General features: G+C 63.3%; 22 protein-coding genes. 12 read left to right on the top strand and 10 right to left on the bottom strand.

The features are described from left to right. Positions 1 to 3: 3 nt before the first annotated feature. From H2509_RS07100 to H2509_RS07075, 6 genes are all read right to left on the bottom strand, one after another. On the bottom strand, positions 4 to 1,935 hold the full coding sequence (locus H2509_RS07100; RefSeq protein ID WP_182163671.1) for a potassium/proton antiporter: 1,932 nt from the start codon (positions 1,933 to 1,935) through the stop codon (positions 4 to 6). Between the two features lie 114 nt (positions 1,936 to 2,049). Continuing rightward, on the bottom strand, positions 2,050 to 3,180 hold the full coding sequence (locus H2509_RS07095) for a saccharopine dehydrogenase family protein (RefSeq protein WP_182163669.1): 1,131 nt from the start codon (positions 3,178 to 3,180) through the stop codon (positions 2,050 to 2,052). 128 nt (positions 3,181 to 3,308) lie between these two features. Further along, on the bottom strand, positions 3,309 to 3,758 hold the full coding sequence (locus tag H2509_RS07090; RefSeq protein ID WP_182163667.1) for an Lrp/AsnC family transcriptional regulator: 450 nt from the start codon (positions 3,756 to 3,758) through the stop codon (positions 3,309 to 3,311). A 74-nt stretch (positions 3,759 to 3,832) separates the two neighbouring features. Next, positions 3,833 to 4,660: a sulfite exporter TauE/SafE family protein gene (locus H2509_RS07085; RefSeq protein ID WP_182163666.1), complete on the bottom strand. Its 828-nt coding sequence runs from the start codon at positions 4,658 to 4,660 to the stop codon at positions 3,833 to 3,835. Between the two features lie 40 nt (positions 4,661 to 4,700). Then, a complete protein-coding gene (locus H2509_RS07080) occupies positions 4,701 to 5,387 on the bottom strand; it encodes a fumarylacetoacetate hydrolase family protein (protein WP_182163665.1) in 687 nt (228 codons plus the stop codon). A 115-nt stretch (positions 5,388 to 5,502) separates the two neighbouring features. Then, on the bottom strand, positions 5,503 to 6,264 hold the full coding sequence (locus H2509_RS07075) for a DeoR/GlpR family DNA-binding transcription regulator (protein WP_182163664.1): 762 nt from the start codon (positions 6,262 to 6,264) through the stop codon (positions 5,503 to 5,505). Between the two features lie 156 nt (positions 6,265 to 6,420). Here H2509_RS07075 and H2509_RS07070 point away from each other — a divergent pair, with 156 nt between their 5' ends. The 3 genes from H2509_RS07070 to H2509_RS21070 all read left to right on the top strand — a co-directional run bounded on the left by H2509_RS07070 (position 6,421) and on the right by H2509_RS21070 (position 8,100). Beyond that, a complete protein-coding gene (locus H2509_RS07070; protein WP_182163663.1) occupies positions 6,421 to 6,621 on the top strand; it encodes a hypothetical protein in 201 nt (66 codons plus the stop codon). A gap of 61 nt (positions 6,622 to 6,682) precedes the next feature. After that, complete coding sequence (locus tag H2509_RS07065; protein ID WP_182163662.1) at positions 6,683 to 7,207, top strand: GNAT family N-acetyltransferase; 525 nt, start codon at positions 6,683 to 6,685, stop codon at positions 7,205 to 7,207. Next, positions 7,204 to 8,100 (top strand): nitrilase-related carbon-nitrogen hydrolase, encoded by an 897-nt coding sequence (locus H2509_RS21070; protein ID WP_182163661.1) that lies wholly within the window; start codon positions 7,204 to 7,206, stop codon positions 8,098 to 8,100. The genes H2509_RS07065 and H2509_RS21070 overlap by 4 nt, the downstream gene beginning before the upstream one ends. 10 nt (positions 8,101 to 8,110) lie before the next feature. On the opposite strand, the gene H2509_RS07055 is transcribed toward H2509_RS21070, so the two are convergent. The 3 genes from H2509_RS07055 to H2509_RS07045 are packed head-to-tail and all read right to left on the bottom strand — an operon-like array spanning position 8,111 to position 10,457. Then, positions 8,111 to 8,950, bottom strand: a complete 840-nt coding sequence (locus H2509_RS07055) for a substrate-binding domain-containing protein (RefSeq protein WP_182163660.1) — start codon at positions 8,948 to 8,950, stop codon at positions 8,111 to 8,113. Positions 8,951 to 8,977: 27 nt separating this feature from the next. Further along, a complete protein-coding gene (locus tag H2509_RS07050) occupies positions 8,978 to 9,757 on the bottom strand; it encodes an ATP-binding cassette domain-containing protein (RefSeq protein WP_182163658.1) in 780 nt (259 codons plus the stop codon). Further along, positions 9,750 to 10,457 (bottom strand): ABC transporter permease, encoded by a 708-nt coding sequence (locus H2509_RS07045; RefSeq protein ID WP_182163656.1) that lies wholly within the window; start codon positions 10,455 to 10,457, stop codon positions 9,750 to 9,752. The genes H2509_RS07050 and H2509_RS07045 overlap by 8 nt, the downstream gene beginning before the upstream one ends. Before the next feature lie 53 nt (positions 10,458 to 10,510). On the opposite strand from H2509_RS07045, the gene H2509_RS07040 reads away from it, so the two are divergent. The 5 genes from H2509_RS07040 to H2509_RS07020 all read left to right on the top strand — a co-directional run bounded on the left by H2509_RS07040 (position 10,511) and on the right by H2509_RS07020 (position 16,335). Further along, entirely contained in the window at positions 10,511 to 11,080 is a 570-nt protein-coding gene (locus H2509_RS07040) for a DUF423 domain-containing protein (protein WP_328805005.1), read from the top strand. A 121-nt stretch (positions 11,081 to 11,201) separates the two neighbouring features. Then, complete coding sequence (locus tag H2509_RS07035; RefSeq protein ID WP_182163654.1) at positions 11,202 to 12,455, top strand: sarcosine oxidase subunit beta family protein; 1,254 nt, start codon at positions 11,202 to 11,204, stop codon at positions 12,453 to 12,455. A 10-nt stretch (positions 12,456 to 12,465) separates the two neighbouring features. Continuing rightward, a complete protein-coding gene (locus H2509_RS07030; protein ID WP_182163652.1) occupies positions 12,466 to 12,771 on the top strand; it encodes a sarcosine oxidase subunit delta in 306 nt (101 codons plus the stop codon). Continuing rightward, positions 12,768 to 15,779 carry a sarcosine oxidase subunit alpha family protein gene (locus H2509_RS07025; RefSeq protein WP_182163650.1) on the top strand — a complete coding sequence of 1,004 codons (3,012 nt, stop codon included), beginning with the start codon at positions 12,768 to 12,770 and terminating at the stop codon, positions 15,777 to 15,779. The genes H2509_RS07030 and H2509_RS07025 overlap by 4 nt, the downstream gene beginning before the upstream one ends. Then, positions 15,772 to 16,335: a sarcosine oxidase subunit gamma gene (locus H2509_RS07020; RefSeq protein WP_182163648.1), complete on the top strand. Its 564-nt coding sequence runs from the start codon at positions 15,772 to 15,774 to the stop codon at positions 16,333 to 16,335. The genes H2509_RS07025 and H2509_RS07020 overlap by 8 nt, the downstream gene beginning before the upstream one ends. Here the strand turns inward: H2509_RS07020 and H2509_RS07015 are convergent. Beyond that, a complete protein-coding gene (locus tag H2509_RS07015; protein ID WP_182163646.1) occupies positions 16,332 to 17,138 on the bottom strand; it encodes a DUF1295 domain-containing protein in 807 nt (268 codons plus the stop codon). The genes H2509_RS07020 and H2509_RS07015 overlap by 4 nt on opposite strands. A gap of 281 nt (positions 17,139 to 17,419) precedes the next feature. Here H2509_RS07015 and H2509_RS07010 point away from each other — a divergent pair, with 281 nt between their 5' ends. From H2509_RS07010 to nrdR, 4 genes are all read left to right on the top strand, one after another. Then, positions 17,420 to 18,664, top strand: a complete 1,245-nt coding sequence (locus H2509_RS07010) for a L,D-transpeptidase family protein (RefSeq protein ID WP_182163845.1) — start codon at positions 17,420 to 17,422, stop codon at positions 18,662 to 18,664. Positions 18,665 to 18,775: 111 nt separating this feature from the next. Further along, the gene (locus H2509_RS07005) at positions 18,776 to 18,973 is read left to right on the top strand and encodes a DUF6898 family protein (RefSeq protein WP_182163644.1); all 198 of its coding nucleotides are present in this window, start codon (positions 18,776 to 18,778) and stop codon (positions 18,971 to 18,973) included. A 147-nt stretch (positions 18,974 to 19,120) separates the two neighbouring features. Then, the gene (gene glyA / locus H2509_RS07000) at positions 19,121 to 20,410 is read left to right on the top strand and encodes a serine hydroxymethyltransferase (protein ID WP_235974772.1); all 1,290 of its coding nucleotides are present in this window, start codon (positions 19,121 to 19,123) and stop codon (positions 20,408 to 20,410) included. 38 nt (positions 20,411 to 20,448) lie between these two features. After that, positions 20,449 to 20,925: a transcriptional regulator NrdR gene (gene nrdR / locus H2509_RS06995; protein ID WP_182163640.1), complete on the top strand. Its 477-nt coding sequence runs from the start codon at positions 20,449 to 20,451 to the stop codon at positions 20,923 to 20,925. Positions 20,926 to 20,950: the final 25 nt, after the last annotated feature.

The following is a 20,950-nucleotide window of genomic DNA, read 5'->3' as shown; positions in this document are numbered from 1 at the left end:
TGCTCATTCGGCTGCCTTTGAAGGATCGGCGCCGGCCGCCGGCTTCGGCTCCGCATCGGCCTTGTCGGTTGCTATTACCTCGGCGCTTGCTGCCGTCGCGCTGCGGCGCTTCAGGACCTTGATCCGTGCACGCCGGTTGCGAAGGCGCCGATAGCTTCGCCTGGTGAATCCGGCGATCTCCTCGCGCGAGAAGAAGAAGGGCAGGTTGGGTTCGGCCCTTTCGATATGCTCTACCGCGAGGCCGACCTGCTCGATGCCATGCTCGGCGTCGATCGCCCGCACGACGAAATCGATATTTCCGTAGGGCACCCTGTCGGTCGGCTCGATATCGTCCGCCAGTTCGCGGGTCATGAATTCGCGGATCGTCAGACCCTGGTCCTCGGCCTCTACCTCGAAACCGTAGATCGCGCCGATCTCCGAAAGTGCGGCTTCGGGATCGAGCGGAAAATCGCCAAAAAGTGCGGGGTCGTGAGCTGCCTGGGAGGGAGCCGCGAAAAGCTGATCCAGTACTGGAACCTGCCTCGCGGAGGTCAGGATATAGACGAGGTCGTTTGCCTGCGGCCGCCCCGCCGCCTGTACGCGCAGGGACCGTCCCTCGCGCAGGATCAGGACAGGGCGCGCCCATCGCGGAATGCGATCGCCATGGGCGATGGCGCTCTCGGGGTGGACGCGATAGGCGACGATTTCCTGATCCGCACCGCCGGGCAGTTCCAGTTCCATGCGTTCCACGGGGCCGATCCGCGGCGGCACGATCAGCTTCAGCCAGCCCGCCATCGGCCGGATTGTCCAGCCCTGCAGGACGAGCGAAGTCAGCACGATCAGGAAGGTGATATTGAAAATCGCCTGCGCGTTGGGAAGGCCGTTGATCAGCGGCAAGATGGCGAGCAGGATCGAGACCGCGCCACGCAGGCCAACCCACGAGATGAATGCCGTTTCCGAGCGCGTGAAGCCGAAGGGCAGAAGGCAGAGCCAGACTGCGACGGGCCTCGCCAGAAAGATCAGGATCACGGCGAGTGCCAGCCCGGCGACGGCGACATCGCCGAATTGGGATGGCGTTGCCAGCAGCCCGAGCGTGACGAACATGCCGATCTGTCCGAGCCAGGTCATGCCGCCCTGGAAACGTTTCAGTGCCGGCTCCTGCCGGATACGGACATTGCCGCACAGGATGCCGGCGACATAGACGGCGAGAAAGCCGCTGCCGCCGACCATCGATGTCGCGGCGAAGACCACAAGGGCAAGGGCGAGCACCACGATCGGGTAGAGAGCGGGCTCCAGCGGCAGGCGGTTGACGATCTGGACGATGACGTATCCGCCGGCCAGCCCCAGGATCAGGCCGAGCCCCATCTGCCTGGCGAATTCGATGAAGAGGGTGAGAGCTGCGGCCTCTTCGCTCAGGCCGACTGCGAGCATGGAAACGAGCGTCAGGGTCAGGAAGATCGCCATCGGGTCGTTCGAGCCCGACTCCACTTCCAGCGTGGCGGAAATCATCTCGCGCAGATGCACCCCGCCGACTCGCAGCAAAAAGAAGACGGCGGCAGCGTCCGTCGAACCGACGATCGAGCCGAGCAGCAATCCTTCCACCCAACTCCAGCCAAGCAGGAAATGCGCGGCCGTGCCGATCAGGCCGGCGGTCAGCAGCACGCCGATCGTGGCCAGCGTGAGCGCCGGGCCCGCCGCCATGCGAAGGGTCGAAAAGCGCGTCTCGAAGCCGGAATCGAACAGGATGATGGCAAGCGCGATCGAGCCGATGAAATAGGCCACGCGCGTGTCGGCGAATTCGATGCCGCCGGGTCCGTCTTCACCGGCGGCCAGTCCGACGAGCAGGAAGACGAGAAGCAACGGAGCACCGACACGGAAGCTCACGAGGCTCGTGAAAACCGACACCGCCACGAGGCCGGCGGCAATCAGGATCACGAGGTTCATGGTATCGAGCATGAGCGAAAGGCGCTATCCGCATGAAGAATCTTCGATCATGCGGAGTATAGCCTATTGAAGGCGGATCGGGGATGAGACCCGCCTTCTATTACCTAACGATTTCAGATTTTTGGCTTATGCGGCTGCGCGCCGTCCGGACCGGTCGGTACCTGCGGTGGGATCGGCGTCGCCGGCGTAGTGGCGGCCGAAACGGTTTTCGAGGAAACGGCTGAGCGGTATTTCCTCCTGCCGCACGAAGCCCTGTCCTTTCAGCGATCCGTCGCAGATCATGTCGAGTGTGGCGCAGATGCCGGCGGCGGTCGTCAGCTGGATCGCGCTCCAGCACTCGCCGGCGATTTCCTTGGCGGTGACGCGGTAGACCGACGAGATCTGTTCGCGGTCATAGCCGATGCGACCGGAGGCGGTGATGAAGATGAGGACGACGTCCTGCCTCGTGACGGGGATTGCGGTTTCCAGCACGTCGCGCATCAGGTCGCGCCGGTCGCGCAAGCCCAGATCCTGCAGGAGCAGACGGACGATATCGCGATGTCCCGGATAACGGACCGTGAGATATCTCAGCGAGCGGACATTGCCGGCAAGCGTCTCGGCCAGCGAGCCGAGCCCGCCGGACGTGTTGAAGGCCTCATAGTCCACGCCGTCGAGCGAGAAGGTCTCGTAGCCTTCAAGCGGTTGCACCAGCACCTTTTCGCCGTCGACGATCGCTTCGCAGGGGTTGCAGTATTCGTTGATCAAACCATCCGTCGACCAGGTGAGATTGTATTTCAACGCGTTGGTCGGGAAGCGCGGCAGTGCCCCGACCCTGAGCGTCAGGGCATCCAGTTCGTCGAAGCGGGAGGCGAGTTCATGCCCGGCAATCGACACGAAGCCCGGCGCCAGGCCGCATTGCGGCGCGAAGGCCGTGCCGGCGCCGTCGGCCAATGCCTTCACAGCTTTCGTGGAAGCGACGTCTTCCGTGAGATCGAGATAGTGTGCGCCGGCGCGTTTCGCGGCGCGTGCGATCGTCGCGGTGAGGAAGAAGGGGGCGGCGGACAGGACGGCGACCTTGCCCTGAAGTGCCGCCACAAGCGCATCCTCGTCTGCGACGTCGACGGCCAGCGTCTTCACGCCCGGTCGGATTGCCGCAGCCAAGGCCATGGCGTCGCGGTCGGCGATGGTGACGTCATAGTCGCCGCTCGCGGTCAGAAGGGCTGCGATCATTCGGCCGATCTTGCCGGCGCCAACAATCAGGACGGGCCGTGCCTGCATGGATATCCTCCTCGAAATTCAACAGAATCACAGGATATCAGCTGGCAATGTCGCGGATGAGCGAGCGAAGTGACCGCCACGCGCTTAAATATTGCCGATATGCCGAAAATTCCGGCGATATGATCGCTTCAGTTCGCGCGTTTGCGGTCGAACTTGGCCGCCAGAACGATGGAGGATCGCGATCGGCGGACGCCCGGTATCGCGGCAATATCGTCGAGCACTTCGTCGAGGTCATCGAGACGCGGTGCCTCGACCCGCAAAAAGAGGTCGAATTCGCCCGAAACGGTCAGGCAGGTGCGGATTTCGGGAAAGGTTTCCAGCCGCTTGATCGTCTCGCGAACCTGCTGCTGCTCGACCGCCAGCATCACCAGCGCCTGCACGCTTTCCACGTCCGGCGCACGCGACAGCAGGACCGTGTATCCGCTGATGACGCCGTCTTTTTCAAGCCGGGCGATCCGCTCCTGCACCGTGGAGCGCGCGACCTTGAGTTTGCGCGCGATTTCCGCCGTCGCCATGCGCGCATTGTCCTGTAGCAGGGCGACGAGCTTGCGGTCGAGGTCGTCCTTGAAATCGCGCATTGATCTCTTCCATCAGATCGCCAGATCACCGGCAATCTGACAGAATCGTACCCTCTCGGCAAACTTGCCCGATGTCAGAGCAGGACGTCGTAGAACATCCTCAGACCGGTGAAGGCGAGGAAGAGTGCAAAAACGATCTTCAACGCGCGCGGATTGATCGTATGGGCGATCCTGGCGCCAAGCGGAGCCGAAAGCGTTGAGGCAGGGATGATCAGCAGGAATCCGATCAGGTTGACGTAACCAAGCGACCAGGGCGGGCGCGCTTCGACACCGAGGCCGTAGTAGATCGCGCCGATTGTGCCGGGAACGGCAATGAGCAGGCCGATGGCCGAAGCCGTACCGACGGCGAGGCGGATCGGATAGGAGAAAAGGGTGAGGATCGGCACGCTCAGGGTGCCGCCGCCGATACCCATCATCACCGAGATCGAACCGATGAAGAAACCGAGGGTCTCCTTGATCGGCGTGCCGGGAAGTTTTGTGGCCAGCGATACGCCGTCCTTGCGCAGGATCATATTGAGGGCGACGGCGAGGGCTACCGTCGCGAAGATCAGCGACAGCACGTTGCCGCTGACATTGCCGCCGACGATGGAGCCGGTGACGACGCCGATGGCGATCGGCAGCCACCACCGCTTCAGGAGATCGACGTCGACGCCACCGCGCCGGTAGTGGGCAAGCGCTGAGGAGGTGCCGGTGCCGAGAATGGTCGCCAGCGAGGTGCCGACGGCGATATGCATCACAACCTGCTCGTCGACGCCGAGTGCGAGCAGCATATGGTAGAGTACCGGCACGATGACGATGCCGCCGCCGACCCCAAGCAGACCGGCAATGATGCCGGCAATCACACCCGTGCCAAGCAGCGCCGTGCCGAGCAGCAGCAGCGAACCAATGTCGAAGTCGGCCAAGTCAGTGCCCTCTTATGTCGATGCCAGGAGGTGGTTGCGGTCAGATCACGGTTACATCAAGCGAGCCGACACCATCGATCGTTCCCCGCAGCCGGTCGCCGCGAGCTACCGGCCCGACGCCGGATGGCGTGCCCGTCAGGATCAGGTCGCCGGCGGCGAGCTCGAAATAGGCGGAAAGGTAGGAGATGATTTCCGGCACCTTCCAGATGAGCTGATTGAGGTCGCCGTCCTGGCGAAGCGTGCCGTTGACTTCAAGCGCGATGCGGCCTTTGTCGGGATGACCGGTTCCGGTCGCGGGGACGATCTGCGAGCAGGGCAGGGAGTGTTCGAAGGCCTTTCCGATCTCCCAGGGGCGGCCTGCCTTCTTCATCGCGCCCTGCAGGTCGCGGCGCGTCATGTCGAGGCCGACCGCGTAGCCGTAGACGAGATCGAGCGCATCGGTTGAGGCGATGTCCCGGCCGCCGCTTTTCAGCGCCACGACAAGTTCGATTTCGTGATGCACGTCGTCCGACTTCGGCGGGTAGGGAAAATTGCCTGAAAAATCGAGATTGTCCGGGTTTTTCTGGAAAAAGAACGGCTCTTCCCGGTCCGGATCGTGGCCCATCTCGATGGCATGGGCCGCGTAGTTGCGCCCGACGCAATAGATACGGCGCACCGGGAAGCGATCCTCGGTGCCGGCGACGGGTGCGGTTACGGGCTTGGGCGCTTCAATCACGTATCCGGGCATGACTGGGGTCCGTATCTGCAATGCTGATGGGATCGGGGCTTGAAACGGCGGGTGGATGCTGCCGATATCCCCCCGCCACCGGGGAAATGTCAACAATCGCCCTGGGCGAAAATCCTTATCCGCCGGCGATCATCAGCGTTTCTTTCTTCGCGAACGCGCGCTGCTCCTTCGGCAAGGATGCGTCGGTCACGATTGCCCAGGCATCCGATGCCTGGCAGAAGCGCACGAAGCCGCTCTTGCCGAATTTCCGGGCGTCCGCCAAAACCGCGACGCGCCCGGCGAGGTTCGCAATCTCGCGTTTCAGATGCGCCTCCTGCGGCTTGATGTCATAGACGGCATCGCCCGCCAGATCCACGGCAGCCGCGGTGAAGATCGCGATGTCGAGCTGGAAATTGCGAATGAAGGCGATTGCTTCGCTGCCATAGACGGCGTTGTCGTCGTGATCGACTTCGCCCGGCGCCATGATGAGCCGGATGCCGGGTTGACTGGCGAGGATACGGGCGACTTCCAGAGAGTTGGTGAGTACCGTCAGTCCCTTCGCGCCGGCGAGTTCGCGGGCGAGATAGCAGTTGGTCGTGCCGCCGTCGATGAAAAGACGCGCCTCGGCGGGCACCTTGCTTGCGAAGGCATGCGCGATCCTCCGCTTGGCGTCGGCGCCTTCTTCCATCCGGCTCACGAAAGGACCTTCCGTTGCGCTCGCCACGAGCGTGACGCCGCCATGTACGCGGCGGGCCTTGCCCGCCTTGTCGAGCTTCTTGATGTCGCGGCGGATGGTTTCGTCGGATACGTCGAGTTCGGTTGCCAATTGGGCAATGGCGCAGAACTGACGCTCCTGCAGCAGATTGAGAATGTAGTCGTGCCGTCGAGACTGCTTCATGGCCCGATTCCCCCCGCCATGATTGGTAACGGAGCGTAACGGGCGAGGCAATCAATCCCGTAGCCAACGCATCGCGATTTACCGCTTGCCATTAACGGCTTGTAAGCATGCGCCTCCTAGAATCAGGGCCATCAGTATTGCGTTGGAGGATTGCCCATGGACGCGCGCGCTCAACTCAGGCGAATGATGTCGGATGTCGATGTCGCAGCGTCCCGGGCCGAACGCAGCCTTGCCCGCGCGCGTGCAAGAACGGTGGCTTTGTCCGATGTCGAGCCAAAGGGCGCATGGGCGCTCCGCTCCTCGTTGATCCTTGCCGGCCTGCTGATGACGGCGCGCCTGCTTTTCCCCCAGGGTTGATTTGCGCGTCCATGCCATGTGATTAGTCTGCGCCGGATCATTGACGGCGGAGACCAATTCGATGCTTCAGACAAAACGCCTCCGCCTGCGCCGGTGGAAAGAGGCGGATATCGACCCTTTCGCCGAAATATGCTCCGATCCGGACGTCATGCGATGGATCGGCAACGGCCGTACGCGCAGCCGCCAGGAATGCGTCGACGCGATAGAGCGATTTGAACGACATTGGCAGGAAAAGGGTGTCGGCCTCTTTGCGGTCGACTTGCTGGAAACGAATGCCCTGATCGGCTTCTCCGGTTTCCTGGAGCCGGATTATCTACCCGGAATCATGCCGGCAATCGAGATCGGCTGGCGTCTGAAGCGCGATTGCTGGGGCAAGGGCCTCGCCACGGAAGGTGCGCGCGCCGCGCTCGATTTCGGCATGACCGAAGGTGGCTTGCAGCGCGTGATCAGCCTTCATCAAGTCGGCAATGAAGCGTCCGGCCGCGTGATGCAGAAGATCGGCATGCAATTCCTTCGAGAGACGGTGGAGCCGGATACCGGACGCATGGTCCGCGTCTATGAAATCGTAAGGGATGAGAAGGAATGACGGAGACGTTCCGGATAGCGCTCTGGTCCGTCAATCTGGGCGCCGCTTCGGCCTCGATGGCAGGGTGGCTTGAGCGTGTCGAGGAGCGCATCGTCGAAGCAAGATCGGGCGGTGCCCGGCTGCTGCTCATGCCGGAATATGTCAGTGAATGCTTTCTTGCCTGGAAGCCGGCCGGCCTGGCCCCGACCGGAGAGATCGCCTGGATGGCAAGCCAGGCTCCCAAAGCGCTGGAGGGCTTGCGGAAGCTCGTGGATCGTCACGGTGTATCGCTGGTGGCGGGGTCCATGCCCTGGGCGGTCGACGGCGGCCACACGAACCGCACCACCGCATTGCTCGCCGATGGCCGGACGATCCATTTCGACAAGCTTTGCCTGACGCCGCAGGAGCAGGACAAGCAGAGCTGGGACCTTGTACCGGGCAACAGGCTTTCCGTGTTCGAACTCGATGGCGTCCGCATCGCGCTGCTGATCTGTCTCGATATCGAGATGCCGGCGTTGTCGGGCCTGCTCGCCCCGGTGAAGCCCGACCTTGTGCTGGTCCCGTCGATGACCTCGCAGCTTTCCGGCTATCACCGCGTCTACGGCTGCGCCAAGGCGCGCGCCATCGAACTGATGGCCTCGGTAGCGGTATGCGGCACGGTCGGCGCGGCCGAAGGGACGACCCAATGCCCGACCAATGTTTCGGGTGCCGCTCTCTATGTTCCTTGCGAGCCCGAACTCGGGTTTGCCGGCATTGCCGCCGAGCATCCTCCGGTGGACGGCACGAAGGGCGAGGAGCCGTTCCTGGTCGCTGACGTTCCAGTGGGCGCGGTGCGCCGATTGCGGGCAGGTGGGGCAGAGGTGTGGCCGGGCACATGGTCGGTGGCGCATGTCGCTCCGGCCGTTATTGAATGAGCGCTCTCGCTCAGTTCGTTTCCTTGTGCGCGTTCGGGAAAAACAGCTGCTGTCCTTCGATCCGGTAGTCGGCGATCGCCTTCTGGCCCTCCGGGCCGATGAGCCAGTCGATAAAGAGCTGGCCTTCTTCCGCCTTCACCGCGGCGTGCTTTTCCGGATTGACCAGGATCACGCCGTACTGGTTGAAGAGCTGATCGTCGCCCTCGGTCACGATCGCAAGATCTCCCTTGTTCTTAAAGGAGATCCAGGTGGCTCGGTCGGTCAGCGCATAGGCGCCCATGCCGGCGGCGGCATTCAGCGTCGCGCCCATGCCGGAACCGGTTTCGCGATACCAGTCGCCCGAGGCGGCCTTCACGTCGACACCGGCCGCCTTCCACAGCGACAGTTCCTTCTTGTGCGTGCCGGAATCGTCGCCGCGTGACGCGAATGGCGCCTTGGCTTCGGCGATCTTCTTCAAGGCGGCGTCGGCATCGCTCGAGCCCTTGATGCCGGCCGGGTCCGCCTTGGGACCGACGATGACGAAGTCGTTGTACATCACGTCGAAGCGCTTCACGCCCCAGCCGTCGGCGACGAATTTCTCTTCCGAAGGCTTGGCATGTACGAAAAGCACGTCGCCATCGCCGTTGGTGGCGTTCTTGATCGCCTGGCCTGTGCCGACCGCGATGACCCGCACTTCGATGCCCGTCTCTTCGGTGAATTTCGGCAGGAGGACGTCGAACAGGCCCGAGTTCTGCGTCGAGGTCGTCGACTGGACAATGATGAACCTGTCTGCCGCGCTGGACGGTTCCCCGGCCTGTAGCGACCAGGCAAGGGCGAGCGTGGCAAAGGCGGTCGTCAGTTTCTTGAACATGCGGTTTCCCCTCCGATTATTGGCAATTCAAACGAGAATGCGACCTTCCATGTAGCTGCGGGCCTCAGGCGAGCCCGCCGTATCGAAGAAACTTTCCGCAGGGCTGATTTCGGCGATCCGGCCGCGATGCAGGAAGACGATCCGCTCGGCGACGCGCCGCGCCTGGAAGAGGTCATGGGTGACGAGGATGATCTTTGTGCCCGCGGCCCTTGCTTTCATCAACGCTTCCTCGATCATCAGTACCGAGGCGGGATCGAGATTAGCGCAGGGCTCGTCCAGCAACAGGACTTCGGGCCTCAGGGCCAATGCGCGGGCAAGGCAGAGGCGCTGCTGCTCCCCGCCAGAAAGCAGGCGCGCCGGCCGGTCGGCCAGGGGCTCAAGGCCAAGCATGCCAAGCAGCGACAGCATTTCCCGCCTGCTGCAACCAAGCCCCCTCAGTCCGAGCGCGAAACGCAAGTTAGACAGGACGGAGCGGCGCAACAGCACCGGTGCCTGGAACACCATCGCCTGGCTGCGCCGGGTCCTGCCGTCGGGCGGCTTGCCGTTCCACAGGATCGTGCCCGCACTCGGCGTCAGCAGGCCGTGCAGCAGACGCAGCAGCACGCTCTTGCCCGCTCCATTCGGGCCCATCAGCACCGTCAGTCGGTTGTCGGGCAATTCCAGGTCGACGCCATCGATGATGCGCTGCCTTGGCGTTTCAAATACCAGGCCACGAACCACCAGCGGGTTGCGTTCCGCCGCCGGTAGCGGTGCGGGCGCTTCCTCCACTCGGTGGTTTGCGGCTCGCAGGGCGCTCGCTTCAAGCATAGGCGCGCCTCCGGGCCGTGGACTTCAGCAGTTGCGCCGCGATATTGACGCCGAGCGCGATGATCAGCAGGACAAGTCCGAGCGCCAGCGCCAGCGCGAGATCGCCCTTGGAGGTTTCCAGCGCGATCGCCGTCGTCATCACCCGGGTGACGTGATTGATGTTGCCGCCGACGATGATCACCGCGCCGACTTCCGCCACAGCCCGGCCGAAACCCGCCAAGGCCACGGTGACGAGCGTAAAGCGGGCATCCCACAGCAATGCTGCAATCGCCCTGGGGAACGGAACGACGAGCGAACGGAATTGCTCGGAATATTCATTGTTGAGATCCTCGATGACCTGCCTCGACAGGGCGATGATGATCGGCGTCACCAGGATCGCTTGGGCGATGATCATTGCGGATGGCGTATAGAGCAGCCGCAATACGCCAAGCGGACCGGCATTCGACAGCATCATGTATACGAGCAGGCCAACGACGACCGGCGGCAGGCCCATCAGAGTATTGAAGAGAACGACGAGCACCTGGCGTCCGGGGAAGCGCGAGACCGCCAGAAGCGCGCCAAGCGGCAGGCCGATGGCGCAGGAGACAAATACAGCGGCAAAAGTGACGCGCAGTGACAGGCCGACGATTTCCACCAGCTCGGCATCCATGCCAGCAAGCAGATGGAAGGCCAGACCAAAGGCTGCGCCGAAATCCTGCATATTTTGTCGAATCCTCCCAAGCGGGGGGCTTGTTTCCCCCTTATAGGAAAAATATGCAGCAGAATGCGGCGACGTCAAACCTTAGCTTGCGGAATAGCGCAATTTTCGCCTATCGCAACGGCAGTAAGCTGCATCTGCGGTTTTCGCAGGCAACTGGCTATGCGATTGTCGGCAATTGGGATTTATGCGGATGGGAACAGGCGATGGACAAGGCTGCCGGCAGCCACGGATTTAAGGAGCGGAAGGGGCCGCGCGCGGCTAGCCTGGCCATCGGCCTGCTTCTGGCCGGTCTCAGCGGTGCCGCCGGCGTGGCCTTGTCGGCGGTGGCCGCGCATGTCCCATCCGGAGGAACGATCGAAATTCCCGCGCGGTTTCTGCTGGCGCACGCCCCGGCCTTTCTCGCGTTGGGGGTGGCCGGCCGGCAGGCAGGTCCGGTCTTCGTATTCCCGGCTTTCCTTTTCATGGCGCTTGGCCTCGCCCTGTTTTGCGGCGACCTGCTGTGGCGAGCCGGACAGGGCAGCGGCCTGTTTGCGATGGCGGCGCCCGCCGGCGGCACGCTCCTCATCGTCGGATGGGCAACGACCGCATTTGCCGGCCTTGCAGCATTGATCCGCCGCGGGTGAAAAAGGGCGACGGTTTGCAGCCCTGTCATGTCGGATTCGAGCAAGAGCGCCGTCGGCCGGGCAGTCAAAACAAGTCAGGCGATTACCGCACTCGGCGGTGTTTCGGGAGTATCGGAACGCGATGACCCGCTTTTCTTTTTTGGAACTTGCCAGGAATGCCCTGACCGGGCACCAGAACTGGGGCAGGCAATGGCGCCAGCCCGAACCCAAGGCCGAATATGACGTCGTCATCATCGGCGCGGGTGGCCATGGTCTGGCGACCGCCTATTACCTCGCAACCGAACACGGCATCACCAATGTCGCCGTGCTGGAAAAGGGCTGGCTCGGCGGAGGCAATACCGGCCGCAATACCACGATCGTGCGTTCCAACTACCTCTGGGAAGAAAGCGAAGCGCTTTACGACCACGCGATGGACCTGTGGCAGAACCTGTCGCAGGAGCTGAACTACAACGTGATGTATTCGCCGCGCGGCGTGATGATGCTGGCCCATACCATCCATGACGTCCAGGTGTTCAAGCGCCACGTCCATGCCAATCGCCTGGCCGGCGTCGAGAACGAATGGCTGACGGCGGAACAGGCCAAGGACTACTGCCCGCCGCTCAATATCTCCCGCAACATGCGCTATCCGGTGCTGGGCGCGGCGCTCCAGCGCAAGGGCGGTGTCGCCCGCCACGACGCGGTCGCCTGGGGCTATGCAAGGGGGGCGGACCAGCGCGGCGTCGACATCATCCAGAATTGCGCGGTTACCGGCATCCGGCGCGGGCCGGACGGCGCGGCAACGGGCGTCGAGACGACGCGCGGCTTCATCGGCGCAAAGAAGGTCGGCGTCGTTGCCGCCGGCAACACCAGTGTGGTCATGTCGATGGCGGATGTCCGCATGCCGCTGGAATCGAACCCGCTGCAGGCGCTGGTCTCCGAGCCGGTAAAGCCGTGTTTTCCGTGCGTCGTCATGTCGAACACAATCCACGCCTATATTTCGCAGTCCGACAAGGGCGAACTGGTGATCGGCGCCGGCACGGACCAGTACGTGTCCTACAGCCAAACCGGCGGATTGCAGATCACCACCCACACGGTCGACGCGATCTGCGAGCTTTTCCCGATGTTCCGCCGCATGCGGATGCTCCGGAACTGGGGCGGCATCGTCGACGTTACGCCGGACCGCTCGCCGATCATCGGCAAGACGCCGGTGCCGGGACTTTTCGTGAATTGCGGCTGGGGCACCGGTGGTTTCAAGGCGACGCCAGGATCCGGTCATGTCTTCGCCCATACGTTGGCGACGGGCGAACCCCACCCGATCAACGCTCCCTTCACGCTCGACCGGTTCCGTACCGGCCGGCTGATCGACGAAGCGGCTGCCGCCGCCGTGGCGCATTGAGGCCTCGACTATGTTGCTGATCCACTGTCCCTATTGCGGCGTCGAGCGCCCGGAGATCGAGTTTCGCTACGGTGGCGAGGCGCATATCGCGCGGCCCGCCGAGCCTTCAAAGCTTTCCGATGAGGAATGGGCGGAATTTCTTTACATGCGCACCAATCCGCGCGGGCTGATGGCCGAGCGGTGGCGGCACGTGCATGGCTGCGGTCGCTTCTTCAACGCGATCCGCGACACCGTCTCCGACAGGTTCCTGAAGGTCTACAAGGCCGGTGAGAAACGACCTGACATGAAGAAACTCGCGGCGGAGGCGGCGCAATGAAACAGCCGCAGCGCATCGCTTCCGGCGGCCGCATCGACCGCGCCGCACCGCTCAGCTTCACTTTCGACGGCGAGACCTATCAGGGCTTCAAGGGTGATACGCTGGCTTCCGCCCTGTTGGCGAACGACATTCATCTGGTCGGACGCTCGTTCAAGTACCATCGTCCCCGGGGCATCCTGACGGCCGGCTCCGAAGAACCGAATGCTCTTGTCGGGCTCAGGCGCGATGAAGGCCAGAACACGCCTAACCTCAGGGCGACCCAGATCGAGCTCTATTCCGGCCTTGATGCCGTCAGCCAGAACCGGTTTCCGTCGCTTTCCTTCGACATCGGCGCGGTCAACGACCTGCTGTCGCCGCTCTTCGCTGCCGGCTTCTACTACAAGACCTTCATGTGGCCGCAGAGCTTCTGGAACAAGGTCTACGAACCCTTTATCCGCGCTGCGGCAGGTCTCGGCAATGCACCCAGGGATGCCGACCGGGACCGCTACGCCAATACCTATGCCCATTGCGACGTACTGGTGATCGGCTCCGGTCCGGCGGGGCTGGCTGCAGCCACCGCCGCGGCAGAATCCGGCGCTCGGGTGATCCTCTGCGACGAACAGCGCGAGATGGGCGGGTCGTTGCTGCACGAAAACGACCCTTCAGTGGCAATTTCGTCCGAGCCCGCCGGCCAGTGGGTCGAAAAGACGCTTGCGGATCTTGCTGCGAACGACAGGGTCACGCTCCTGCCGAGGACAACCGCATTTGGTTATTTCGCCCAGAACTTCGTGGCGCTTGCCGAACGGGTCACCGATCATCTCGCCGATCCCGACCCGAGGCTGCCGCGCGAGCGCCTCTGGCAGGTGAGGGCGAAACAGGTTGTGATCGCCACCGGTGCCATCGAGCGGCCGATGGTGTTCCCGGAGAACGACCGGCCCGGCATCATGATGGCCGAGGCCGGGCGTATCTATCTAAACCGCTACGGCGCGAAGGTCGGCAGTCGGGTCGTCATCGCAACCGCCTGCGATACGGCCTACCACGCCGCCATCGACCTGAAGCAGGCGGGCATCGAGGTCGACCTGGTCGCCGATCTGCGGCCGGACCCGCAGGGGGCGGCAATTGATGCGGCGAAAGCGGCGGGCATTCGTGTGGAACCGGCGATGGTGGTGACCGGAACGCAGGGCCGCAAAAGGGTCTCCAAGGCTTTGCTCGGCAGGGTCCGGCCCGACGGCAGCGTCGTTTCCGCCGGCTCGATCGCCTGCGACTGCCTGCTGATGTCGGGCGGCTGGACGCCCAATGTGAGCCTCTATTCGCAGTCGCGCGGCAAGGTGGTCTTCGACGAGGCGTCCGGCGCCTTTGTTCCTGGCCCCTCGGTGCAGGCGGAGCGTTCTGCAGGCTCCTGTCGCGGCATCAATGGGCTTGCGGCCGTTATTGAAGACGGCTTCGAAGCCGGCGAGGTAGCGGCCAAGGCGGCGATCGGCAAGGGCAAACGCCCGGAGGCGCCTGAGGTGTCTGGCGGCGAAGCCGGCAGCGGCGGCACGCTCGGCGCATTGCCGCACGACCGGGATGCTGCCAGGGTGCGAGCCTTCGTCGACTTTCAGAATGACGTAACCGCCAAGGACGTGAAGCTGGCCGTGCGCGAGGGCTTCCAGTCCATCGAGCATATCAAGCGCTACACGACGACCGGCATGGCGACCGACCAGGGTCGCCTGTCCAATATGAATGCCCTGTCGATTGCCTCGACTGCGCTTGACCGGACGATACCGGACGTGGGGCTGACGACATTCCGCCAGCCCTATACGCCGGTGACCTTCGGCACGCTTGCCACGACCTCGCGCGGCGATCTGTTCGACCCGGTGCGCCAGACGCCGATCCACGGCTGGGCGGAGGAACAGGGTGCCGCCTTCGAGGACGTGGGCCTGTGGAAGCGCGCGTGGTACTTCCCGAAGCCCGGCGAAGGCATGCACGAGGCGGTCGCCCGCGAATGTGCCACGGTGCGCGAGACGGTCGGTCTTTTCGATGCCTCGACGCTCGGCAAGATCGAGGTCGTGGGCCCGGACGCCGCCGAATTCCTCAACCGCATCTACACCAATCCTTGGCTGAAGCTCGGTGTCGGCAAGCTGCGCTACGGCCTGATGCTGAACGAGGCCGGTTTCATCATGGATGACGGCGTCGTCGGAAGGATCGCCGAGGACCGCTTTCATGTGACGACGACAACGGGCGGGGCGCCGCGCGTGCTGGCTCATATGGAGGATTATCTCCAGACGGAGTGGCCGGACCTGGACGTGTGGCTGACGTCCACGACGGAACAATGGGCGGTGATCGCCGTGCAGGGGCCGAAGGCGAGGGAGGCCATCGCGCCGCTGGTCGAAGGGATCGACCTTGCGCCCGAGGCGATGCCGCATATGAGCATGCAAACGGGCACGATCTGCGGTGTGCCGACCCGGCTGTTCCGGGTGAGCTTTACCGGCGAACTGGGCTTCGAGATCAACGTTCCCGCGTCGAAGGGGCGTGAGGTCTGGGAGGCTGTATGGGAGCGGGTGAAGGCGCTGGAGGGCTGTGCCTACGGCACGGAGACCATGCATGTGCTGCGCGCCGAAAAGGGATACATCATCGTCGGACAGGAGACCGACGGAACGGTTACCCCGGATGATGTCGGCATGGACTGGGCGATCGGCAAGAAGAAGGCCGATTTCGTCGGCATGCGCTCGCTGGCGCGGCCGGATATCGTCGTTTCGGGGCGCAAGCAGCTGGTCGGGCTGCTGACCGATAATCCTTCCGTGGTGCTGGAGGAGGGCGCGCAGGTGACCCAGGAGGCAAGGCCTGCGCTGAAGACATCTGCGCTCGGGCATGTCACCTCGTCCTATCATTCGCCGGCATTGGGCCGGTCCATCGCGCTCGCCCTTGTCGCGGACGGACGGGCGAAGACGGGCTCGACGCTGTATGTGCCGATGCCCGACGGCCCGATTGCCGTCGAGGTGGTATCGCCCGTCTTCTATGACCCGCAGGGAGCAAGGCTCGATGTCTGAGATCGCCATTCATCAGGCAAACGGTGCGGCGCCTGTCGTTTCGGCAAGGGGTGCGAAGGTCAATCTCGCCGCGCCACTTGCCCGCTTTTCGTTCCGCGGGCCCGAAGCGGCCTGTGTCAAGGCCGGGCCGGCCTTCCGCACCGGCCTGCCCACCACGCCGCTTTCATCCAGCCACACGCAAACGCGGGCTGCCCTCTGGCTCGGGCCGGATGAATGGCTGCTTTTGGCGGCCGATGGCTCTGCCGGCCAGATCTTCGGTGTAATCGAGGCTGCCCTTGGCGACACGCCTCATGCGCTGGTCGATGTTTCCGAGCGGAATACGGCATTGATCGTCAGCGGCCCGAGAGCCGCCTGGCTCCTCAATTCCCAGCTCTTTCTCGATCTCGATGATACGGTTTTCCATGTCGGCATGGCGACACGGACCCTCTTCGCCAAGGCGGAAATCGTCTTGTGGCGGACGGGAAAGGATCAGTTCGTCATCGAGTGCTGGCGTTCGTTCCTGCCCTATGTGGCTGGTCTGTTGGCGGAGGTCGCGCGGGAACTGGAGGTCGCCTAGCCGCGTTTTCTTGGCGGCCACGGTATCAGGGCGTTGGTGCGCGCCGCCCACTCTTCGTAGCCTGGCTTGTTCGACGAAAGCCTGCGCTCGAGCAGCGAGACGCCGGACAGCCGCATCAGGGCGGCGGTCAGCAGTAGCGGACCGGCGAAGCTCCACGGCGAACCGGATGCCGCATGCGCAATCAGGCCGAAGCCCCACCACACGAGAATTTCGCCGAAATAGGCGGGATAGCGGCACCAGGCGCGCAATCCGCCCGTGTAAAGCTTTTCCCGATTCGATTTTTCCGAGAGAAAGGAGGCTAGCTGATAGTCGGCCACGGTCTCGAAGGTGAAGCCGAAAAGAAAAACCGCAACGCCGAGCGCTGCTTCGCTCCAGGCCACGCTCGCCGAGGGGCTGGTGGCGAACAGGGTGTGAATCGGACTTGCCACGGCCCACAGGATTACCCCCTGGAACCAGAATACGGTGACAAGCGAGCGCAGCCACCACTTTGGCCCGCCGGCATCGCGCATGGCCGTGTAGCGGGCATCTTCCCTCCCGGTCCGATTGTGCCGAAGGACGATATGTGCGGTCAGGCGGATTGCCCATATCGCCAGCAATATCAGCAATAAGGCAGATATTATTGATACTCCGCCGTAAGACCGTAGCCAGAGAAGGGCGATGACGAGGAAGCCCGGCGCCCAGTAGAAGTCGATGATGCTCGCATCCCGCAATGCGACATGAATACGCCACAATATGCTGACTATCAGGAGCGTGGCGACGAGCGTGGTCGAAAGCGGGTTCAGGGTCGCGATCCAGGTTGTCATGGCCAGCCCGTCAAGGAACGCATGTCTGCGTTGTGGTAGCGGGTGCTTTTCCAGAGCGGCCCAATGTCTGTAGGGTAGTTACAGGTTCCTGACGCTCCGGCCTTGTGCGGTGAAGCGGCAGGGCGCACGGAAGCCGAACGTCGGCGCGAAATTTGTTAAGCATATTCGTGCAAGGTTCGATCATCGCGGATGCAGGTGAATTGGAATTGGGAGTGCTTGCAGTGACCTTACGCAAGGCCGACCGTCGCGGATCAGCCAGCCGGTTCAGGGCCGGGCTTCGCATGGCCGTCTCCGGTGCGGTGTTCGCACTGGCCGTGGGCCAGTCCTTCGCGCAGTCTCCGCTGGAAGCGACGCGGCAGTATCAGCAGCGCGCCGAATGGGAAGACCGTTTCGACGCGACGCTGCGCAGCCTGGAGGCAATCAAGTCAGATCAGCCGACGCTATCTGTCGACACCGCCGTCTATATCGAGGCGGCGATCCAGCAATATGGCCTTATTGTCGGCCAGGGCGGCTGGCCGCGGGTGACGTCGGGCAAGCAGGCAATGCGCCTTGGCGCGCGCGACCAGAATGTGGTGTCGCTGCGCCGCCGTCTGATGGCGACCGGCGACCTGGAGCAGAATGCCGGCCTTTCCGATACCTTCGATTCCTACGTCGATGCGGCGGTGCGCCGCTTCCAGGTGCGTCACGGCCTGACGCCGGACGGCGTGGTCGGACGTAGCACGCTGGTGGCGCTGAACGTGCCCGCGGAAGTGCGCCTGGCGCAGCTTGAGACCAATCTGGTGCGCGTGCGCTCCATGTCCGGTTTCCTTGGCGACCGCTACGTGATGGTCAACATCCCCGCGGCCGAGATCGAAGCGGTGGAGAACGGTCGCGTCCGTTCGCGCCACACGGCCGTCGTCGGCAAGATCGATCGCCAGACGCCGATCCTCAATTCCAAGATCTACGAGCTCAACTTCAATCCCTACTGGACGGTGCCGGTTTCCATCATCCGCAAGGACCTGATCCCGAAGATGAAGCAGGATCCGGAATATCTCGCGCGCAACCGCATCCGCATCTTCGACTGGAAGAACAACGAACTCGACTGGCAGCAGATCGACTGGAATACTGACGAGGCGACCCAGTACCAGTTCCGCCAGGACCCGGGCGACGAGAACTCGCTGGGCTCCGTCAGGATCAACTTCCATAACGAGCATCAGGTCTACCTGCACGACACGCCGTCGAAGTCGCTCTTCGGCTCCGACTATCGATTCCATTCGTCGGGCTGCGTGCGCGTGCAGAACGTGCGCGAGCTGATCACCTGGATGCTTGAATCCACCACCCAGGGCTGGGACCGTTCGCGCGTCGACGACACGATCCGCACCGGCGTGCGCGAGGACGTGAAGCTGGAAACGCAGGTGCCGCTCTACCTGACCTACGTGACAGCCTGGGCGACCCCGGAGGGGGTTATCCACTTCCGGGACGACATCTACAATCGCGACGGCTTCGCGCTCGCAGATAATCAGGACGTGCAGGCCAACCTGCAGTAATCGTCGCGCCGACAATTGGCATTGCCGCCGCATGACGAAATCGTATAAGGCCCGGTCGCATTCGACCGGGCTTTTTCGTTTGGGCTCCGGCAGGATCTGGAGGATGGTTCGATGAACGGCCGCGATGCCAAGCCGCGCGAGATCTTCTTTGAATTTGTGACCGTTGGCCGGCAGGTGAAAGTAACGGCCATCGACGCGGATACAGGCGTGGAAGTGGTTGTCTTCGGGCCCGTCGGCACGCCGCAACGCAGCCTCGAAGCCCTGGCAGTCAAGAAACTGCAATGGCGGCTTGCCCGCGCTAAGGAGTGAGAGCGGCCGGACCGGGGACCTTGCGGGCCTTGGTTCGCCGTCACGACTGTGATATGGCGCTCAGGCCCGATCGGGTGCCGGAGCGGCACCGTATTTTGAGACCGACCAAGGGGAACGACGATGTCGCTGACCGATGCCTCCAACGACATGCCCATCTATCCCGATTTCTTCACGCGCTCGCTTGCCGACGCCGATCCGGAAATCGCGGATGCGATCGGCAAGGAACTCGGCCGTCAGCGGCATGAAATCGAGCTGATCGCTTCGGAAAACATCGTTTCGCGCGCCGTTCTGGAAGCGCAGGGCTCCATCCTCACCAACAAATATGCCGAAGGCTATCCCGGCAAGCGCTACTATGGCGGCTGCCAGTTCGTCGATATCGCCGAAAACCTGGCGATCGAGCGCGCGAAGAAGCTTTTCGGCTGCGAATTCGCCAACGTCCAGCCGAATTCCGGCAGCCAGATGAATCAGGCCGTGTTCCTGGCGCTGCTGCAGCCCGGCGACACCTTCATGGGCCTCGATCTGAATTCCGGCGGTCACCTGACGCACGGCTCGCCGGTCAACATGTCCGGCAAGTGGTTCAACGTTGTCTCCTACGGTGTGCGGTCCGACGACCATCTGCTGGACATGGACGCGGTCGAGCGGCTGGCGAAGGAACACAGGCCGAAGCTGATCCTGGCCGGCGGCACCGCCTATTCGCGCGTTTGGGACTGGAAACGCTTCCGCGAGATCGCCGACGAGATCGGTGCCTATCTGATGGTCGACATGGCGCATATCGCCGGCCTGGTCGCAGGCGGCACGCATCCTTCGCCGCTGCCGCATGCCCATGTGGTCACCACCACGACGCACAAGTCGCTGCGCGGGCCGCGCGGCGGCATGATCCTGACCAATGACGAGGCGATCGCGAAGAAGATCAATTCGGCGGTGTTCCCGGGCCTGCAGGGCGGTCCGCTGATGCATGTGATCGCTGCCAAGGCGGTCGCCTTCGGCGAGGCGCTGCGTCCGGAGTTCAAGACCTATGCCCGCAATGTTGTCGCCAATGCCAAGGCGCTGGCGGAAAGCCTCAAGGAAGAGGGGCTCGACATCATCTCCGGCGGCACCGACAACCATCTGATGCTGGTCGACCTGCGCCCCAAGAATGCGACCGGCAAGCGGGCGGAAGCCGCTCTTGGACGCGCCAACATCACCTGCAACAAGAATGGCATTCCCTTCGACCCGGAAAAGCCTTTCGTGACCTCCGGCATTCGTCTCGGCACGCCGGCCGGCACCACGCGCGGCTTCGGACAGGCGGAGTTCCGCGAGATCGGAAAATTGATCGTCGAGGTGCTGGACGGCCTCAAGGCGTCCAATGATGATGACGGCAACCAGCGGGTGGAAGCTTCGGTTCGCGACAAGGTGATCGCGCTGACCGACCGTTTCCCGATCTATTCCGGTCTCTGATCGGCTGCATTTGAACGAAGGCAGGAGCGTAGGGCGCGATGCGTTGTCCTTTTTGCGGGGGAAGCGAGACCCAGGTCAAGGATTCCCGCTCGACCGAGGATGATACGGCGATCCGTCGCCGCAGGATCTGCTCGTCCTGCGGCGGGCGCTTCACCACCTTCGAACGGGTGCAACTGCGCGAATTGACGGTGGTCAAGCGTTCGGGCCGCCGCGTGCCCTTCGACCGCGAAAAGCTGATGCGCTCGGTGCAGATCGCCATGCGCAAGCGCCCGGTGGAGCCCGAGCGGGTGGAACGCATGGTCAGCGGCATCGTGCGTCAGCTGGAAAGCTCCGGCGAGGCGGATATCCAGGCGGAGGATATCGGCAATCTGGTCATGGAAGGGCTGAAGGCGCTCGATGACGTCGCCTATGTGCGCTTCGCCTCGGTCTACAAGAATTTCAGGGAAGCCAGGGATTTCGAGGCGCTTCTCGACGAGATGAGCGGGCCCGAGGGCGCCCTGCTCGAAGACGATTGAGGCCGGGCCTGCTAGGCGGCGCGTA

Source organism: Stappia albiluteola (assembly GCF_014050225.1).
Classification (GTDB): Bacteria; Pseudomonadota; Alphaproteobacteria; order Rhizobiales; family Stappiaceae; genus Hongsoonwoonella; species Hongsoonwoonella albiluteola.
The sequence above is the reverse complement of the archived record's forward strand: the minus strand, read 5'-3'. Positions and strand labels throughout refer to the sequence as shown.

Excerpts from the sequence above, each read along its gene's own strand:
- H2509_RS07010 (WP_182163845.1), top strand. The coding sequence starts at position 17,420 with ATGGCCGTCTCCGGTGCGGTGTTCGCACTGGCCGTGGGCCAGTCCTTC.
- H2509_RS07070 (WP_182163663.1), top strand. The coding sequence starts at position 6,421 with ATGGACGCGCGCGCTCAACTCAGGCGAATGATGTCGGATGTCGATGTC.
- H2509_RS07020 (WP_182163648.1), top strand. The coding sequence starts at position 15,772 with ATGTCTGAGATCGCCATTCATCAGGCAAACGGTGCGGCGCCTGTCGTT.
- H2509_RS07050 (WP_182163658.1), bottom strand. The coding sequence starts at position 9,757 with ATGCTTGAAGCGAGCGCCCTGCGAGCCGCAAACCACCGAGTGGAGGAA.
- nrdR (WP_182163640.1), top strand. The coding sequence starts at position 20,449 with ATGCGTTGTCCTTTTTGCGGGGGAAGCGAGACCCAGGTCAAGGATTCC.
- H2509_RS21070 (WP_182163661.1), top strand. The coding sequence starts at position 7,204 with ATGACGGAGACGTTCCGGATAGCGCTCTGGTCCGTCAATCTGGGCGCC.
- H2509_RS07075 (WP_182163664.1), bottom strand. The coding sequence starts at position 6,264 with ATGAAGCAGTCTCGACGGCACGACTACATTCTCAATCTGCTGCAGGAG.
- H2509_RS07005 (WP_182163644.1), top strand. The coding sequence starts at position 18,776 with ATGAACGGCCGCGATGCCAAGCCGCGCGAGATCTTCTTTGAATTTGTG.
- H2509_RS07095 (WP_182163669.1), bottom strand. The coding sequence starts at position 3,180 with ATGCAGGCACGGCCCGTCCTGATTGTTGGCGCCGGCAAGATCGGCCGA.
- H2509_RS07090 (WP_182163667.1), bottom strand. The coding sequence starts at position 3,758 with ATGCGCGATTTCAAGGACGACCTCGACCGCAAGCTCGTCGCCCTGCTA.
- H2509_RS07035 (WP_182163654.1), top strand. The coding sequence starts at position 11,202 with ATGACCCGCTTTTCTTTTTTGGAACTTGCCAGGAATGCCCTGACCGGG.
- H2509_RS07030 (WP_182163652.1), top strand. The coding sequence starts at position 12,466 with ATGTTGCTGATCCACTGTCCCTATTGCGGCGTCGAGCGCCCGGAGATC.
- H2509_RS07015 (WP_182163646.1), bottom strand. The coding sequence starts at position 17,138 with ATGACAACCTGGATCGCGACCCTGAACCCGCTTTCGACCACGCTCGTC.
- H2509_RS07045 (WP_182163656.1), bottom strand. The coding sequence starts at position 10,457 with ATGCAGGATTTCGGCGCAGCCTTTGGTCTGGCCTTCCATCTGCTTGCT.
- glyA (WP_235974772.1), top strand. The coding sequence starts at position 19,121 with ATGCCCATCTATCCCGATTTCTTCACGCGCTCGCTTGCCGACGCCGAT.
- H2509_RS07065 (WP_182163662.1), top strand. The coding sequence starts at position 6,683 with ATGCTTCAGACAAAACGCCTCCGCCTGCGCCGGTGGAAAGAGGCGGAT.
- H2509_RS07100 (WP_182163671.1), bottom strand. The coding sequence starts at position 1,935 with ATGCTCGATACCATGAACCTCGTGATCCTGATTGCCGCCGGCCTCGTG.
- H2509_RS07080 (WP_182163665.1), bottom strand. The coding sequence starts at position 5,387 with ATGCCCGGATACGTGATTGAAGCGCCCAAGCCCGTAACCGCACCCGTC.
- H2509_RS07040 (WP_328805005.1), top strand. The coding sequence starts at position 10,511 with ATGCAGCAGAATGCGGCGACGTCAAACCTTAGCTTGCGGAATAGCGCA.
- H2509_RS07025 (WP_182163650.1), top strand. The coding sequence starts at position 12,768 with ATGAAACAGCCGCAGCGCATCGCTTCCGGCGGCCGCATCGACCGCGCC.
- H2509_RS07055 (WP_182163660.1), bottom strand. The coding sequence starts at position 8,950 with ATGTTCAAGAAACTGACGACCGCCTTTGCCACGCTCGCCCTTGCCTGG.